The sequence below is a fragment of the Enterococcus wangshanyuanii genome, assembly GCF_002197645.1.
In the GTDB taxonomy this organism is placed as follows: Bacteria; Bacillota; Bacilli; order Lactobacillales; family Enterococcaceae; genus Enterococcus_L; species Enterococcus_L wangshanyuanii.
The window spans coordinates 1,779,161-1,796,279 of the sequence record NZ_CP021874.1; the positions used below are offsets into that span (position 1 = coordinate 1,779,161).

17 protein-coding genes are annotated in these 17,119 nt (G+C 39.3%); 5 read left to right on the forward strand and 12 right to left on the reverse strand.

What is annotated here, in order from left to right:
- The first annotated feature begins 15 nt into the window (after positions 1–15).
- Genes mvk through fni form a run of 4 tightly spaced genes read left to right on the forward strand, consistent with a single transcriptional unit; the run spans position 16 to position 4,085 of the window.
- A complete protein-coding gene (gene mvk, locus CC204_RS08680; protein ID WP_088269825.1) occupies positions 16–960 on the forward strand; it encodes a mevalonate kinase in 945 nt (314 codons plus the stop codon).
- Positions 960–1,958, forward strand: coding sequence for a diphosphomevalonate decarboxylase (mvaD, locus tag CC204_RS08685; protein ID WP_088269826.1), 999 nt, complete (start codon positions 960–962; stop codon positions 1,956–1,958). Before mvk ends, mvaD begins: the two co-directional genes overlap by 1 nt.
- Positions 1,955–3,052 carry a phosphomevalonate kinase gene (locus tag CC204_RS08690; protein WP_088269827.1) on the forward strand — a complete coding sequence of 366 codons (1,098 nt, stop codon included), beginning with the start codon at positions 1,955–1,957 and terminating at the stop codon, positions 3,050–3,052. Before mvaD ends, CC204_RS08690 begins: the two co-directional genes overlap by 4 nt.
- Positions 3,036–4,085 (forward strand): type 2 isopentenyl-diphosphate Delta-isomerase, encoded by a 1,050-nt coding sequence (fni, locus tag CC204_RS08695; RefSeq protein WP_088269828.1) that lies wholly within the window; start codon positions 3,036–3,038, stop codon positions 4,083–4,085. Before CC204_RS08690 ends, fni begins: the two co-directional genes overlap by 17 nt.
- A gap of 94 nt (positions 4,086–4,179) precedes the next feature.
- Here fni and fucO read toward each other — a convergent pair whose 3' ends face one another.
- The 9 genes from fucO to CC204_RS08740 form a co-directional block, all read right to left on the reverse strand.
- Positions 4,180–5,337, reverse strand: coding sequence for a lactaldehyde reductase (gene fucO, locus CC204_RS08700; protein ID WP_088269829.1), 1,158 nt, complete (start codon positions 5,335–5,337; stop codon positions 4,180–4,182).
- Positions 5,338–5,354: 17 nt separating this feature from the next.
- Complete coding sequence (locus CC204_RS08705) at positions 5,355–5,924, reverse strand: hypothetical protein (RefSeq protein WP_088269830.1); 570 nt, start codon at positions 5,922–5,924, stop codon at positions 5,355–5,357.
- 21 nt (positions 5,925–5,945) lie between these two features.
- Positions 5,946–7,994, reverse strand: a complete 2,049-nt coding sequence (locus tag CC204_RS08710; protein WP_162288337.1) for a BglG family transcription antiterminator — start codon at positions 7,992–7,994, stop codon at positions 5,946–5,948.
- Between the two features lie 50 nt (positions 7,995–8,044).
- A complete protein-coding gene (locus CC204_RS08715; RefSeq protein WP_088269832.1) occupies positions 8,045–9,091 on the reverse strand; it encodes a 2-hydroxyacid dehydrogenase in 1,047 nt (348 codons plus the stop codon).
- Positions 9,091–10,509 carry a PTS galactitol transporter subunit IIC gene (locus CC204_RS08720; protein WP_088269833.1) on the reverse strand — a complete coding sequence of 473 codons (1,419 nt, stop codon included), beginning with the start codon at positions 10,507–10,509 and terminating at the stop codon, positions 9,091–9,093. The genes CC204_RS08715 and CC204_RS08720 overlap by 1 nt, the downstream gene beginning before the upstream one ends.
- A 31-nt stretch (positions 10,510–10,540) precedes the next feature.
- The gene (locus CC204_RS08725; RefSeq protein WP_088269834.1) at positions 10,541–10,840 is read right to left on the reverse strand and encodes a PTS sugar transporter subunit IIB; all 300 of its coding nucleotides are present in this window, start codon (positions 10,838–10,840) and stop codon (positions 10,541–10,543) included.
- Between the two features lie 20 nt (positions 10,841–10,860).
- Positions 10,861–11,700 carry a rhamnulose-1-phosphate aldolase gene (rhaD, locus tag CC204_RS08730; protein ID WP_088269835.1) on the reverse strand — a complete coding sequence of 280 codons (840 nt, stop codon included), beginning with the start codon at positions 11,698–11,700 and terminating at the stop codon, positions 10,861–10,863.
- A gap of 7 nt (positions 11,701–11,707) precedes the next feature.
- The gene (locus CC204_RS08735) at positions 11,708–12,187 is read right to left on the reverse strand and encodes a PTS sugar transporter subunit IIA (RefSeq protein ID WP_088269836.1); all 480 of its coding nucleotides are present in this window, start codon (positions 12,185–12,187) and stop codon (positions 11,708–11,710) included.
- Positions 12,188–12,403: 216 nt separating this feature from the next.
- Complete coding sequence (locus tag CC204_RS08740; protein WP_157894263.1) at positions 12,404–13,510, reverse strand: YhgE/Pip domain-containing protein; 1,107 nt, start codon at positions 13,508–13,510, stop codon at positions 12,404–12,406.
- 100 nt (positions 13,511–13,610) lie between these two features.
- Between CC204_RS08740 and CC204_RS08745 the strand changes: the two genes are divergently transcribed.
- Positions 13,611–14,090 carry an RrF2 family transcriptional regulator gene (locus CC204_RS08745; RefSeq protein WP_188634504.1) on the forward strand — a complete coding sequence of 160 codons (480 nt, stop codon included), beginning with the start codon at positions 13,611–13,613 and terminating at the stop codon, positions 14,088–14,090.
- Positions 14,091–14,170: 80 nt separating this feature from the next.
- Here the strand turns inward: CC204_RS08745 and CC204_RS08750 are convergent, their stop codons facing one another.
- The 3 genes from CC204_RS08750 to CC204_RS08760 form a co-directional block, all read right to left on the reverse strand.
- Positions 14,171–15,040, reverse strand: coding sequence for a VOC family protein (locus CC204_RS08750; protein WP_088269838.1), 870 nt, complete (start codon positions 15,038–15,040; stop codon positions 14,171–14,173).
- Positions 15,041–15,144: 104 nt separating this feature from the next.
- On the reverse strand, positions 15,145–16,320 hold the full coding sequence (locus tag CC204_RS08755; RefSeq protein WP_088269839.1) for an RtcB family protein: 1,176 nt from the start codon (positions 16,318–16,320) through the stop codon (positions 15,145–15,147).
- A gap of 360 nt (positions 16,321–16,680) precedes the next feature.
- On the reverse strand, positions 16,681–17,109 hold the full coding sequence (locus tag CC204_RS08760) for a GNAT family N-acetyltransferase (protein WP_088269840.1): 429 nt from the start codon (positions 17,107–17,109) through the stop codon (positions 16,681–16,683).
- Positions 17,110–17,119 lie beyond the last annotated feature (10 nt).

Below are 17,119 nucleotides of genomic sequence, written 5' to 3' on the forward strand. Positions count from 1 at the left end.
GGATAGTTGATTGGAATGAATAGAAAGAATATAGGTCACGGTCAAGCGACAGGTAAAATCATTTTGATGGGTGAACACGCTGTTGTATACGGTGAACCTGCTATCGCTTTTCCGTTTGAGGAAACGTCAATTATGACTACGATAGAGTCGGATCAGATGATGACTTTGGATTGTCAATATTTTTGCGGCAACTTAGCAGAAGTCCCTGCTCGTTTAAAAAGCGTTCAGAAAGTCATCTACCAAACATTAGCTGAATTAGGGCAAGAGAATACAACCTTAAAAATAACCATCAACAGTACGATTCCTGCCGAACGCGGAATGGGCTCAAGTGCAGCTGTAGCTGTAGCGATCGTCAGAGGGTTGTTCGATTATTTTAAGACACCTTGTTCACCAGAAACGCTGCTAAGACTAGTCGATGAGGCAGAAAAAATTGCACATGGGAATCCTAGCGGCATCGATGCTGCAGCCACTAGCGGAAGCAAGCCGATTTTTTTTATCAAAGGACAGCCGCTGGAGTTATTTCCGATGAATGTCTCTAATGCCTATTTGATTGTTGCAGACACTGGCATCAAAGGACAAACCAGAGAAGCGGTCAGCGATGTTGCCCATCTTTTTGAAGAAGACAAGCAATTAGCAGCAAAACATATTACTGAACTAGGACGTTTGACTGTTCAAGCGAAACAAGCGATTTTAATGAACGATGTTCCACTTTTAGGAACCAGTATGAATCAGGCTCATGAACACTTAAAAGCTTTGACCGTCAGCAACAAACAGCTGGATCATTTAGTTGAAACAGCGCGGAACAATGGCGCTCTCGGAGCAAAGCTGACAGGCGGCGGCCGCGGAGGTTGTCTGATCGCTCTAGTTGATTCAAAAAGACAAGCAGAAAAAATCGCAGATTCCTTAAAAAATGCTGGTGCGACTGCCGCATGGATTCAATCATTAGAGGTGAAAAAATAATGTACGCGGGAAAAGCACGTGCCTATACAAATATTGCCCTGATCAAGTATTGGGGCAAAAAAGATGAGCAATTGATTTTACCAATGAATAATAGTTTATCGTTGACCTTAGATGCCTTTTACACAGAGACATGTGTCGAGTTCGACGAAACCCTAACAGAAGATCAATTTTTTTTAGATGGAACAATTCAAGAATCAAAACAAACAAAAAAAATCACCGCCTTTTTAGATTTAGTCCGTCAAAGGCACCAGATAGAGTTATTTGCTAAGGTCGACAGTCAAAATTTTGTCCCAACTGCTGCCGGATTAGCTTCCTCTGCAAGTGGTTTAGCTGCTTTAGCAGGTGCATGCAATCAAGCCTTGCATTTAAATCTTACAGATACAGAATTATCCCGTTTAGCTCGTCGTGGTTCAGGTTCTGCTTGCCGCAGTATTTTCGGTGGTTTCGCTGAGTGGCAAAAAGGAACATCTGACCAAACTTCTTTTGCAAAAGCGATCGATGCTGATGGTTGGGAAGACGAGCTTGCGATGCTCTTTGTCTTAGTGGATGATGGTGTTAAGGATATCTCTAGTCGTGATGGCATGAGGCGTACTGTAGAAACCTCCAGTTTTTATTCTGGCTGGTTAGATTCGATCGAAACTGATTTAACGGCTGCTAAACAAGCTATTGCAGAAAAGGATTTTGTAAAATTGGGTGAAGTTACCGAAGCAAATAGCTTACGGATGCATGGTACAACCTTAGGAGCTGTCCCTCCGTTTACTTACTGGTCACCAGAAAGTCTTAAAGTAATGCAGTTGGTCAGGGAAATTCGGAAAAATAGGTTACCTTGCTATTTTACAATGGATGCAGGTCCCAACGTCAAAATTCTAGTTGAAAAGAAACATCTCGCAACATTAAAACATTCTTTGGCAGAGCACTTTTCTAGTGAACAATTGATTTCAGCGTCCGCTGGCCCTGGGATCAAGCTGCTGCCTGTGGAAGGATCTGAAAAATCATGATTGAAGTGTCTGCCCCTGGTAAATTATTTATCGCTGGCGAATATGCAGTTGTCGAGCCTGGACATCCATCGATCATTGTTGCCGTCGATCAATTCGTGACTGTTACTGTACAAAACGCAGAAAAAAATGGCAGTATCCAGTCAGCGCAATACAGCTCTTTACCTGTCCGTTGGACGAGGAGAAATGATGAACTTGTTTTAGATATTCGGGAGAATCCCTTTCATTATGTTTTGGCCGCTATTCGTTTAACAGAAAAATATGCACAAGAACAACAAAAGGAACTTTCTTTTTACCATTTGAAAGTCACAAGTGAACTGGATAATTCTAACGGCCGCAAATACGGTTTAGGCTCCAGCGGCGCTGTAACGGTTGCGACAGTCAAAGCATTAGGGCTTTTTTATGATCTATCTTTATCAGAGGAAGACATTTTCAAGCTTTCTGCCCTTGCTCACTTAGCCGTTCAGGGAAATGGCTCCTGTGGTGATATTGCAGCAAGCTGTTATGGCGGCTGGATCGCTTTTTCTACATTCGATCATCAATGGGTCAATGACGCTCTTCAAAGCCAAACCTTAACAGAGCTACTTGAAGCCACCTGGCCGAAGCTAAGAATTCAGCCATTGACTGTTCCTAAAAAACTACGTCTATTGATCGGCTGGACAGGCTCACCTGCTTCTACTTCTGACTTAGTGGATCAAGTTCATCAATCAAAAGACGTTCAAGAAGTAGCCTATAAGGACTTTCTACTAAAAAGTAAGACTTGTGTAGAGACAATGATCACTGGATTTGAAACAGAGAATATTTCACTGATTCAATCGCAAATTAGAGAAAACCGCATCTTATTGCAAGAACTGACATCGATCACTGGAGTGACGATCGAAACACCTGCTCTAAAAAAATTATGTAACCTCGCTGATGCTTATGGCGGTGCAGCTAAATCTTCTGGTGCCGGCGGTGGTGATTGCGGAATTGTTGTTTTCAAACAAAAAACGGGTATCTTACCTTTGATGAGCTCATGGGAAAAAGAAGGCATCACGCCTTTACCGCTGCACGTTTATTTTTACAGAAAGAAGGGAAACGATGAATCGAAAAGATGAACATATTTCTTTAGCGAAAGCCTTTCATAAAGAGAAAAGCAACGACTTTGATCAACTGCGTTTTGTTCACCACTCTTTTTCTGAAACTGCAGTGGAGGACGTCGATATCTCCACTTCTTTTCTCGATTTTTCATTTAAGCAGCCTTTTTACATCAATGCGATGACAGGAGGCAGTGATCGTGCAAAAGAAATCAATCAACAAATCGGGATCATCGCAAAAGAAACTGGGATGATGACCGCGACAGGCTCTGTCAATGCCGCATTAAAAAATCCTGATTTAGCCGATACGTATCAAATCATTCGTAAAGAAAATCCAAAGGGAATCATATTCGCAAATATCGGTGCTGGTCTTTCTTTAGAAGATGCCAAAAAAGCTGTTGATTTGTTTCAGGCAGATGGCTTACAAGTTCATGTGAATCTTGCGCAAGAGCTGGTTATGCCGGAAGGAGATCGTGATTTTCATGGCTGGTTAGACAATATCGAAGAAATCGTCGCTCATTTATCAGTTCCGGTAACCGTAAAAGAAGTTGGTTTTGGAATGAGTAATGAAACAGTCACTCAATTACTGGCTCGAGGTGTTCAAGCGATCGATATCAGCGGTCAAGGCGGAACTAGTTTTACTCAAATTGAAAATGCTCGTCGAAAAAAGAGAGAATTGAGCTTTTTAGATAATTGGGGACAGTCCACTGTCCTTTCTTTACTAGAATCTCAATCATTGCAGCAAGAGATAACGATTCTAGCTTCTGGCGGTATCCGTCAGTCTTTGGATATTGTAAAAGCATTAAGCTTAGGAGCCAAAAGTGTTGGCGTCGCCGGAACGATCTTGAATCACCTGATGACACATGGTTTAGATAAAACGATCGAGTTAGTCAAACAGTGGGAGAATGAACTCCATATGCTTTATACCTTGCTTGGAAAAACAACAACCGCTGAACTGACTGCAACAGATCTCATTTTTTCTAGTGAAATCAGTCATTGGTGCGAAAGCCGCGGGATTCCTTACCGGACATTTGCCACGAGAAGTCATCGATAAATCAACAAGCATTAATATATTTGCGAATACTAATCAAATAGAAAAGAGTGCGTTGTACCTTTTACAAAAGGTGTAACGCACTCTTTTCTATTTTTTACGCAAGCAAGCTACGGTATAATTCGGTGATTTCTTCAACTGTGGCACTTCGTGGATTACCTGGTGTACATACATCTTTATGTGCATCTTCAGCGATTGCTGCTAAATCTTGTTCTTTCACACCCAATGCACTGATCGTTTGCGGGATCCCCACATCTGTACTTAACTGCTGAACTGCCTCCACAGCAGCGCTACGAGCTTCTTCGATCGACAGCTGCTCCGTATTTTCAATGCCCATATATTTAGCGATTTCACGGTATTTTTCTCCAGTAGCATCCTGATTATAGGCCATAACAGTTGGTAGTAATGATGCACAGGCGACACCATGAGGAACATTGTACCAAGCGCTCAACGGATGAGCCATACCATGAACTAAGCCCAAACCTACGTTAGAGAACCCCATTCCAGCAAGGTATTGACCCAACGCCATTTTTTCTCTTGCCTGTTCATCCCCAGCTACTGAGTCACGTAGGACATGAGAAATGATCTCGATGGCTTTTAAATGCAGCATATCTGTCATTTCCCATGCTCCTTTTGTGACATATCCTTCGATTGCATGAGTCAACGCATCCATGCCAGTTGCAGCACATAAGGCTTTAGGCATTCCGATCATCATGTCACTATCGATAAAAGCAACGAGTGGAATATCATGAGGATCGACACATACAAATTTTCTGTGATTGTTTTCATCTGTGATAACATAATTGATCGTCACCTCAGCGGCTGTTCCAGAAGTAGTTGGTATAGCTAAAATAGGCAAACTTGGTGTCTTAGTTTGTACTTCTCCTTCCAAACTGATGACATCAGAAAATTCGGGATTATTGATGATCACACCAATTGCTTTCGCTGTATCGATCGGGGAACCGCCACCGATCGCGATAATATAATCAGCTTTCGCGTCCCGACAACTTTCCACACCGTTTTGAACATCACGAATGGTCGGATTAGGCACAATTTCATCATAAATTGCATACGGCATTTTTTCAGCTGTCAACAAGTTGATCACTTTTGTCACAACACCATTTTTTATGAGCTCTTTGTCTGTTACGATCAATGCTTTTTTAAACTGGCGTTTGTTGATTTCATTGACAATTTCTTTAATTGCCCCTTTGCCAAAATAAGCAGTTTCATTTAATATCATTCGATGGATCGTCATCGTTTCCACTCCTTTTCTTATAAAGAATAATGGGTTTTCAATGCATCAGTCAGCTCTTTCGCTTCTTTATACTTTTTAAAGAACAGTTGATACTGTTTAGTCTCCAGCTCAAACTCAACAGCTGCCTGATTTCCTTTAGCGGTCAACTCAACAGTAACGATTCTTTTGATCGGTAATAACTGAAATTGACCATCACGTAAATCTGCCAACAGGAAATCGGCAGTCCCTACAACTTGCCCGTTATTCGAGACAAATTTGCGGGCCTTTTTGATCTGTTTTACCAGCTGCTGATCTAATTTTTTTATCTCTTCAAAGCGGCTTAACTGAAAATTCTCATATATTTCCTGCAGCAGAGGATCGTTGCGTCCTTCATGCTTCATCTTTAGCAAAATGAAAAAACCAATCAATAAAATTAGATACAGTGGTCCTAAAGCAAGGACTTCTTTTAACGTCAGATTTTTTTGAATAAACCAGCCGTTTATAAGGTATAACAGACAAATCACAGCTGATCCTTTAAGAAAAATCATTAATTGATTCAAAGTTTTATCGACAGATACTTTTCTCATCAAAATGCCCTGTTCCCCCATTTTTTCTTCCTCCTCTTTGTTTTAACGACAGCCCAACTGCTCATCCAAATACGCTTTTAATTCCCGTTCATAGTTTTTTGAAAGCAACCGCTCTAAGTGACGTCTATCATTAACAAAATCATACAAACTGCTGATAGCGTTGATATGACTTTTCTTATCTTTAGGCGCGATCATGAAGATCAGACGAACCGGCAGCTCATCTGAAAAATACACTGGTTTTTTCAACAGCAACAATGACATGCCCAGTTTACGCACACCATCTTCCGGACCAGCATGAGGAATCGCAGTCTCAGGTGCAATCACAAAATAAGGATAGGCAGGATCGTAATTTTTAATAATCGTTTTCGCATAATCCGCTTCAACAAACTTTCGCTCTATCAATGGCTTGGAAGCCACATGGATCGCTTCGGAAAAAGTGAGTGATCCTTGATAAATCTGAATATGCTCGATAGGCAATAAGTTCAATAATTGCTGCTTGCCGGAGCTGTGAGGTAATGTACTTGTTTGCTGATAATTCAAGGAGTGAAAATATGCATCCAGATTTTTTTCAAGCAACAGCTTTTCTGTGACACTCGCATACTGATCAACAATTTCTAATACCTTATTGGTTTCGATTGTAGCTGCTCGTTTTTTATTCGTTGCCCCTAATTCTTTTTCAACTTCTTGGCTTAACAAGGCTTTTTCAGTTCCATTCAGAAAATGTCGAATAAAGAACACTGTTTTTTCTGTATCTAAATGAACCGTAGAAAATATATAATCAATGTAACGGTCATCCATTTCATAAAATTCCCGCAAAGACATATAGCGGACGAAATGAATATCCGGGAATAATTCCTTTAAGTTTTCCAGCAATAAACGAGAAATCGAAATTCCCTGAAGACAAACAACAACGGCCTGCTTCTTATCTTTTTTTACCAAATCATTTTTTAGAAAACTCAAAAAAAGTACCGTAATATAGGTCAGTTCATCTTCTGGAAACACAACCTTCAATACTGATTCGATCGGCTGGATCGCTGCTTTTACTAATTGGTGGATGTGTTCATATTCCTCAATGATCTTCTTAGCACTTGGATTGTTATCTGGCACGCCAAACTTGATACGATAACTCGCAGGGAGAATATGCTGATATAAAGCTTCGGTCAGCTCCTCTTTTTCATTGATCGTAGTGATCCCCAATAATTCAAATTGCTGGATCGTTGCTTGGATCGCGGTGATCAGCTGAGCATTTTTTTGCTGCGTTCGATTCCAAATCAAACTGCTACTTAAAATTTGCAGACTGATAAACTCTGCTTCTGCCGGGTCGTCCAAACCTTCAAAAAAGTAGCTTAATGTGGCAGAAACCTCTTCATAAAAAGAACGGTCAACCATTGGAATCACATGCTTCAATACATCTTTTTTGAGTTTATTGCCGCGTGCTATTCTTTTTGTACACATATAAAGGACAAAGGATAAATCTACTAGCTTTGCTTCGGTAAAAGTCAAATTCAGATGCTTTTCCAACAGTTCTAATTGGGCTTGAAGTTTTTTGATCCGTTGGAGATCTGTTGCAAACACAGAATTAAAGCGGGCAGCTTCTTGTGTATCATTGAGGATTTCTCTGATCGCTTTGATCCCGATCTTGCGGATCGATAATTCCTCTCCTTCCAAATAGTAGCCGCTTTTTCGGCTGTAGACTAAGTCTATATGTTGTTTTTTTAGCTGGCTGCTCAATTTCTTATTGTCTTTTAAAATAGTATTCTTACTTACTGCCAGTCTTTGTGCTAATGATGCGAGCGAGCTAGTATCATTAAATAGTAGAATCACTAACAGATAATGCTGCCGCTCTGTATCCGTCAAATAAACCAATGGCGATAACTCATCCAACAGTTGAGCTAAATGTTGAACATCCAGATCACTAGATACGATTTGACCGTTCTTACTGATCCTTTCTTTTCCCTGAATACGTAAAAATGCATTGATCTTTTTTATTCTGTACTCGATTTGTCCCTTAGAAGCCCTGATTTCTCTTTCTAACTGCTGCAAAGAAATACTTGTATTAGAAACGATCAACTGTAAAATCTGTACCGCCATTGAGTCCATTCTTTTCACTGCCTTTATTTTATGATGTTAGTTAGCTGCAATTATAAGCGAATCAGCATGTCACTGGAACCCTTTTCAAAAAATTCATTCATCACGTCTCTTAAAAGATATGGCGATCGCGGAATCGCATCGATCGTATCACCGGCAATATGAGACGTGATCGTCAAATTATCTAATGCCAATAGAGGATCATCAGCCTGGATCGGTTCTTCCCAAACCACATCAATTGCTGCTCCGGCAATCTTTCTATCCTTCAACGCCTTAACAAAAGATGGTTTGTATAAAATATCCGGTCTTGCTGTATTGATCAAGTAACTGCTTGGTTTCATCAATGAAATCAAAGAGTCATTGATCATATTGGTTGTATCAGGTGTCACTCGCATGTGAAGTGATAGAATATCCGCATGCTTGAAGGCTTCTTCCAATTCAACAAAAGTAACAGCCAGTCCTTCTCTTTTGATCTTTTCCTGATCGACATACGGGTCATAAGCGACTACTTTCACACCAAGTCCATTTAATCGTTTCACGACTAATTTTCCGATATACCCTAATCCGATCAAAGCAACAGTTAAATTAGACAAGGTCGTTTTGTATAAATCATTTGGAAATTGTTTTGGCCATTGTCCGTTCATTACCTGTCTATGTGACAAGGCGATATTCCTAGTTGCCGCATACATCAAACCAACGGTAAAGTCAGCAACTGGCTCTGCATTTCTAATGACATGGATCAACGGGATATTCCGTTGGCTGACAGCCTCTAAATCGATATGCTCCAAACCGCCGCGGCTTGTCCCGATCATTTTTAATTGTGGTGCTGCTTCCAGCATTTTTGCAGAAACAGGGGCAATATGCACTAAAAGATATTCCGCCTCTTCCAACGCTGGCAAGATCCCTTCCGGAAGTTCAACTGCTTCTGGACCGCCTTGTTCAATAATTTTGATTTTTGCTTGAAATTCTTCTTTTGTTAAATCTGCATACCAATCAAAACAAGTCACTTCGATCGGTTTGGGAATCTTTAACTGTTCAGCCGCTTCTTTTAAAGTAGCGGCTGAAACTAATGTATCTCCGACAACAATCACTTTACTCATTACGAAACAGCTCCTTCTATGATCCCAGTATTCGCTTCACGTTCAGCTTGCTCTTCAAGATAAGCATGGATCGATTCTTTCTTCACACGGACAAACACATATAAAACAATGTATACGACAACAGATAAACCGATCCACAGTGGATTTTGCGTCATGAAAATCAAGAACAATAAGCCCATGATGTGATTGGTCATTACCGCAAAGCTGCAAATCATCAAAGCTCCTTCAGGTAAATTGACTCCTACTTCTACAGCAACATCAGTAAAAATCGGCGCAACAGCTGTGATCATATACAATCCGCCTACACACCAAATCGTCCCGCTGATCAATGATTTAAAAATATTCCCATTCGATACACAAATAATCAATTCGATCATATAAGGAATCGCGATCAAATCAACCATCGGCAGCGTTTGATTCCCTGGTAAAAGGATTGCCAAAACAAGCACGATCGGGATCAATAGCATTCCTGTCAGTAAAGTGGCCGTTTCACCATAGCCAGCTGCATCATTGATCGCTAAGAACCAGACACGGTCTGAACTGCTTGATTTTGCAGTCTTCTTAGAAGCATCTGTGATCGTAGTGAATGCCGAAGCAAAAATTCCGGCAATTTTTGGAAAAATCGCCATGATAGCTGCCGTTGAAATCCCAACGATCGTCACTTCTCCCCAAGCTTCAAGCATATTCAATCGCATAAAGTTTCCTGCAAAACCTAAAGCAAGACCTAAAATAAATCCTAATGATGTTGGTTCTCCTAAAAAGCCCAGCTTCGTTTGAAGTGTTTCAGGATTCCATTTGACCTTATTTGCACCTAGCTTTGTCAACAACCAGTCCATTCCGATCGCTAATGGAACCGAACAAATATGATGCGGTGCAGTCATTGTGCAACTTGGATAACCATAATAATTAGACCAACGTTTGGCAATGATTTCCGAAAATACCAAACAATATAAATTTGACAAAACCATCAAACCGATCGATAACCATAAGTTTTTAGTGGAAATATACAACATCGATCCCCAAAGCATAAAGGAATAATTATTCCATAAATCAGAAGGCATAAAAATATTTGTATATTTCACCAAGAATAGTACCGTCTGTAAAATCAGCCCTAACCCTAAAAAGATCATACCAACTTGAGTAGAGTAGGCCACTACACTCGTTGCCTGCCAGCCCGTATCTAAAATCCTTAGATTAACACCTGTTTCTTCTACCATGCGATTGACTACGGGTGTAACGATCGGTGAATAAGCCCCAATGATCATATTGAAACCAGTCAATCCAATCCCAGCATTCAATGCTGCCCCAAACGCTTTTTTAGGTTTGACCTTCATGATCAAAGCAATGAAAAAGATTATGATCGGAACAACAACTGCCGCACCAAATGCATCCATGATTTGTGAAAGTAGATCCAGCATTCTTTTTCCCCCTTTACTTTTAGTTCACTTATCAGCCTGTTATTTTGTTTGCTGTTTCCAGCAGCTCTTCAAAAAATTCTTCTTCGCCCATCCCAGTTAGTAACCCGACCGAATTGATCGTTGGTATCTCATAGTTTCCTTTTAATGGACTTGTATGAACAATGATATCCCAATTACCAGAAGCCAGCTGCCCTTCTACTCCTCCAGGATTGACTTCGACGGTTTGAGCCCGATACCCATTTTCTTCTAGAAAATCTTTGACCTTATTTGCTACCATTGTACTTGTTACTGTTCCTGAACCGCAGACTGAAATAACATTCAATTTTTTCATTTATACATCCTCCTTTGATTTTATTGGATTACTCGTTCGTTTAAAATCCCAGCTTTAGGAACTACGCCGAAATGATCGGCTAAATCCCAGAGCTGTTGATCGGTGATTTTTTGTTTAAAGTCCGTTGAGACTGCTTGGGCTTTCATATAGATATCTGCTGCTTTTTCAGCTGTTTCAACTAATCCAAAAGCATCATCCATCGTTTGCCCTGCCCCCATGATCCCGTGATGAGGCCAGATGACGATTCGTGAATCATACATTTTAGCCGCTGATGCTTCCCCTAATTCAACTGTGCCGGCAACCATCCAAGGTAAGACTGCTACACCGTCTGGAAAAACAACTAAACATTCAGTGATCATTTCCCAAAGTGTTTTTGTAAACGCATCCTCATCTAAATCGTGGATGAAGGTCATTGCTGAAATCGCGATCGAATGTGTGTGCAAAATCACTCGATGCTCGGGATCCTGCTGCAGACGAACGGCATGACATTTTAAATGAGAAGCCAGCTCACTTGTAGGGACACCGCCTGTTTCCAAGCCCCAAAGCACCTGATATTTTTTTCCATCTGCTGAAATTTTTAAAATCACTAGATTGTCAGCGGGGTTTTGCCACACATTTTTAAAGTATTTCCCTGAGCCAGAGACTAAGAAAATTTTCCCCGCTAACTCTTGGATCTCAAAGCCTAAATCAACTTCCGCAATAATGCGATCGACATCTAAATAAAAACCGACTTCTTCTTGATCTAAACGGTAGCTGATATTGCCGCCATTTCTTTCCGCCCAGCCATTTTTCCAGAGATTTCTTGTTGCCTCACACATTTCTTTGATAAACGGTGCTTCATAAATATTATGGATTTTCATATGATCATTACTCCTCTTCCTTATTAAAATAATTGATGACTAAATCAAACATTTTTTTCTTATCGGTTTCGATTTCCAAACGTTCCATAAATAACTGATCCATAAACATCGCCATTAAATTTTGTAGTAGCACTAGCTGATCTTCACCTTTGTCAAACCCTAGACAAAAGGCATATTCTGCTTTTAAAAAAACGTTATCCGTGCCCATTTCACCAAATGTCACTGGCGTTTTCAATTTAATGATATAGATAAATGGCTGTTTAATGTATTGGGGATCGGTATGTGGAATGGCTACATTCAATGTTGCGGTCTTCAAACCAGTCGGATACTCCGCTTCTCTTTTTAACAGCGCGTGTAAATATTCTTCGTCCACATAGCCTAATTCGAGTAGCTTCGCTGACAAATGAGAAAAAAAGACTGCCTGATCATCCTCTTCCTCATAAATATCAACTAACTCTGCTCTAAGAAACTTATCTGCAACAAGCATTCATCAGCCTCCTTTCTTTGATTGTTGTCTTGTTTACAATCAGAGTATAGCAAATCAAAGCCAAGTGTTGTTTGCGCTTTCATCACAATGTACTCTTCTTTTTCAAAAAAAAATGTGATGAGCTAGATCAAAATGATTTTTGTCTTTGTTCGATCAACTAAAAAAACGCCTGCAGTATAACCAAAAAGTCACACTACAGACAGCTAAAATTTATTCTCAATTAGAGCGTTCTACTTCCTCTACTTTACGTTTTTCATGATACCAATATGAAAAATAGATGATCATTTGACTCAATCCTAAGAATAAGAGCAAAGCAAATGTCTCTGTTTTTATATTCGTGGTATTCAAACTAAGTAATTTTCTAAAGCCATCCACACTATATGTCATCGGGATATAGCGATGGATCGTTTGAAATACAGAGGAAGCTAAATAAATCGAATAACTTCCACCAGATGAGGAAGTTTGGAGCATTGTAATAACCAATACCAGTAAACTCCCTATACCGGGAAAGAGTTTATTAAATGATACAATGACACTGTAAAACGTCCCTGAAGCAAGGAAAATGAATAACATAAATTCCTTCCAATAATTCGTATGAATATTTAAAATATTGAAGATCGCAAACGCTAAAAGTAAGCTTTGTCCAAATACGATCAATAATGGATAGAGATATTGCTTACGCCAATAACCAAAATAATTCTCTGATTTTTTCTTGAAGATCCGCATTACAAATTGATTCAAAAAGATACTTCCAACAAACAGTGTCAAAGATAAAATATAGGGTGCCATGGCTTCACCATTATTTTTGACTGGATAATACTCTTTATGATCTAGTTGAATGATCTCACTAATTTGAGCTGGAACAGGTATTTTTTCGTGGTTCAATTTTTGAATCATTGAACTAGATGCTTTATTATTTGCTTGTAACACAAATTTATCGATAGCACTTGAGATGATCTTCGCAGAAGAATAATTAAGTCCTTCTCCTGTTGTCAGAATCACTTCAGCGGAAGTTTGTTTCGCTGGAAATTCTGATATTCTATTCATAAACTCTTTTTCAAATTCAATCGTTGCGTATACTTCTCCTTTCTTTAACTTTTCAATAGCCTCTTTATGGTCTGTTATTGTAAAATCAAAGAGGTCACTCTCTTTAAGAGCAGTATAAATATCATTGTTTTCTTGATTGTCTACCAAAGCTACTGGAAGTTTATCAATATTTCCGTAAGGATCCATCATAGATTTGATAAATATAGTAGAATAGAGCATAGGAATCAATAAGATCAACGACAATGCTATTCCTGCAATAGTTAGTTTCTTTTTCATGTAATCACCTTTTCTAAAGACTTTTAACATCCGGGGATATCAAGAATCTAAAGATATCTTTTATTTACCTATTTGTCAATCACCTGAAAGGAGTTTTTTTGTGAAACTTAACAATTCATTTATTCAATCGCTCGCTATCTTAGTCATGTTGGCAGAATTACCTGAGGGCAGTGCCTTAAAATCTCAAGAAATCAGTAAACGAATGGAAGTCTCCCCAACCTATTTATTAAAGATTGCTAAAAAATTAAAAGATGCTGGTTTGATCAATTCAAGCGCATCAAAAAATGGCGGTTACACGATAAAAAAAGACATTCGCGAGATTAGTTTTTTGGACGTATTTGAAGCTGTCGATGAAAATACAACATTTTTGGATAAATTGGATTTAAACCCGATCCATAATATGTTTCTGTCAGAAGCATTAGTGAAAGAAAAAGAACTCGTCGTAAAACAAATTTTGCTAGCTGCTGAAGCGGAATACAAACAAACCTTAGCTAAACACTTCGTTGACGAAATTGCTCCTAAAAGCAATGATGGAAAAACACTTGAAATCGATTGGAAACAAATAATCTCAGAAGACTAAAAAAACTGCTCCTTTCACTGAAAATCATTCATCAGTAAAAGGAGCAGTTTCAATTTTTTTGACACACTTGAGCGCGAATACTATTCTTTTTTTTCATAAGCTGCTCGTAACGCAGCTATATCGATTTTTTTCATTTTATACAATTCCTGCATCACACGATACGCACGATCTGGATCAGAATTATCAAATAATCTTTCCATATCACTCGTTACCGTTTGCCAACAAACACCGTATTCATCTTCCATCCAGCCGCAGGGCCATTCTTTTCCCTTAGCAGTTACTGCATCCCATAACCGATCGATTTCTTCTTGGTCCTTACAATAAACATAAAAAGATGTCGCCATAGTAAATGTAAAATCATGATCGACTGCTCCGCCATCCATTACTCGAAACGGCTGTCCATGCATCGTAAATAACGCTTGTGAAATCGTACCGTCAGGATTTTTTTGAACGTATTCAACATTTCCTTCACCAAAAATACTAATCCACTGATTCATTGCCTCTTCTGCTTTTCCCGATTGCTCTTTCGTAAATAAAAATGTTGGTGCAATCGATTGAGGACGCCCAGCTAAAACCAACTGCCACGATACACCATATTTGTCAGCAACCCAGCCAAATTTAGGACTGAAAGGATATTCACCATATTCCATCAATACACTGCCTTCTTGACTTAGTTTTCCCCACAACTGATCGATTTGTTCCTCTGTCTCACATTCCACGTAAAATGAAATCGCTGGCGTAAATTTAAATTCAGGACCGCCGTTCAACAAAATAAATTCTTGTCCTGCAAGAGATAACGAAATCGTTAAAATAGAGCCCTTCGGCTGATGTTCACTATCTACATAGTAATCAGTTTGCTTGATCGCTCCTTGTTCAAACGCATCCACATAAAATTCTGCTGCTTCCTCCACTTTTCCATCGAACCATAAACACGGTGAAAATTTTGACATAATCACTCTTCCTTTCATGAATCATCACTGAATTTATTCCTTTAGCTTGATTATATATGCCTTATTCATTAATTGGAAAAGGATTGCCTTTAAATTTTTTTGCATCATCCCTTAAAATTATATAATGGCCGAATCACTTCTTGAACGTCCATTGTGTCTGTGATATCCGCAAGTAGTTGTTTCATCGGCTTGTATGCTTTTGGTGCTTCATCTATGGTTTTCTTCGATACAGAGGTCGTCCATACGTTTTTCATTGCATGCTGGTAGCTTTCTAAGCTGATTTTCGCTTTTGCTTGTGAGCGACTCAGCAGTCTGCCAGCACCATGCGGCCCTGATTGATTCCATGCTGGATTCCCCTTACCAATAACTAAAATACTACCGTCTTTCATATTTAGAGGTACGATCATTTTTTCTCCTAACGTTGCCGAAGCTGCGCCTTTTCTTAACATCTTTGTATCTAAATCAATATAATTATGAGGACAGTCAAACGATTCAATGACTGCTTTTTTCCACTTCATTCCTTTGAGAATTGTTTCAGCCATGATTTTACGATTCATTGCAGCATATGCTTGGGCAATTTGCATATCATTCAAGTAGTTCTTTAAATCATTTCCTGTGACGTAAGATAATTCATATGGAATTTTTATTGCTTCACGCAGAGTAGTCAATTCTGCGGCTTTTGCAGATTCACCTTGTTTTGTTGCTTGTGCTGCTGCGATTTTCAATTCTTTTCGCTGCTGAGATAACTTTTGATAGCCAACTTCCTGATGATACTCAGCGATTTCTTTTCCTAATACGCGACTGCCGCTATGGATGACTAAGTATAAGCCATCTTTTCCTTCATTGACTTCGATAAAATGGTTGCCGCCGCCTAATGTTCCCAAGCTTCTTAATGCCCAGCCTTTATGAATTGGCGCATGGATGCCACCTAATTCAAATTCATGATAGCTTTTATCATGAGAATTCGACCCACTTGGGATTCTTGTACGGATGATCCGATCTAATTTGTCAAAATTGGTTTTGATCGATTTCTTTAGTTTTACAACATATAGTCCACAGCCGATATCAACACCTACTAAATTTGGCACTACTTTATCTTGGATCGTCATGGTTGTGCCGATCACACAGCCTGACCCGCTATGTGTATCCGGCATGATTCTGATTTGACTTGCTTTTGCAAATTCTTGATTACATAAGGACATGATTTGCCCGATCGTTGCATCATCCAACATCTCTGTGTAAACGTGCGCTTCGTTATATTTTCCTTTGATTGTTAACATTCTGATTCCTCGTTCTTTTTATTTATTGGAATGCAAAATGCGGCCGCATTCCTTAGCCTGCTTGATTACTCTTTCTTTTCCCACTCATTGGGTTCACCTCCAAAAAAATAAAAAAAGACGGCACTGCATGATCATCTACGATCCACAGCGCCGTCTATAAACTTCTATACAGAAATTTTATCTACTTAAAAGAGAACACCACAAAAGGCGTGCCCAGCTTTTTTGACTGATACTTATCGTTTTCGATCATTTGATTATTGCTTATTGTCTTTACAAATGCTTTCATGGTGTTCCCTCCTTTCTTTGTTTGATTGTTTAAATCGTATCATTTTAATCATTGACTTGTCAATCTGATTTTTGTCAAAATAATTTTCTGAAATTGATTTGCTTTTTGATTTCCTCATACCCTTCATGTCGATAAAATTTATGTGCTTCCGTTCGCTCTAAACCTGAATTCAAACGCAGTCCTTGCGCTCCTTGATCTTTGGCCCACTGTTCACCATGTTTTAGTAAACCTTTACCGATTCCTTGATGGCGAAAGGCTTCATCGACGGCTAACCCTAAAACATTCATCAAAATCGGTCCATACGTACAGATGTATTCACTTAATTGAATATAACCGACTACTTGTCCAGCGATTTCCTTTACGAATAACTGATTGGCTGGTGATGAAAGTATATAAGCTAATCGTTCTTCAGCTTCTTTTAAAGGATATTCATGCTGCAGTGCCTCCGTATTCAATCGATTGATTGCCTGTATATCTGCTTTTGTTGCTACTCGAATCGTCATCAGTTGATCC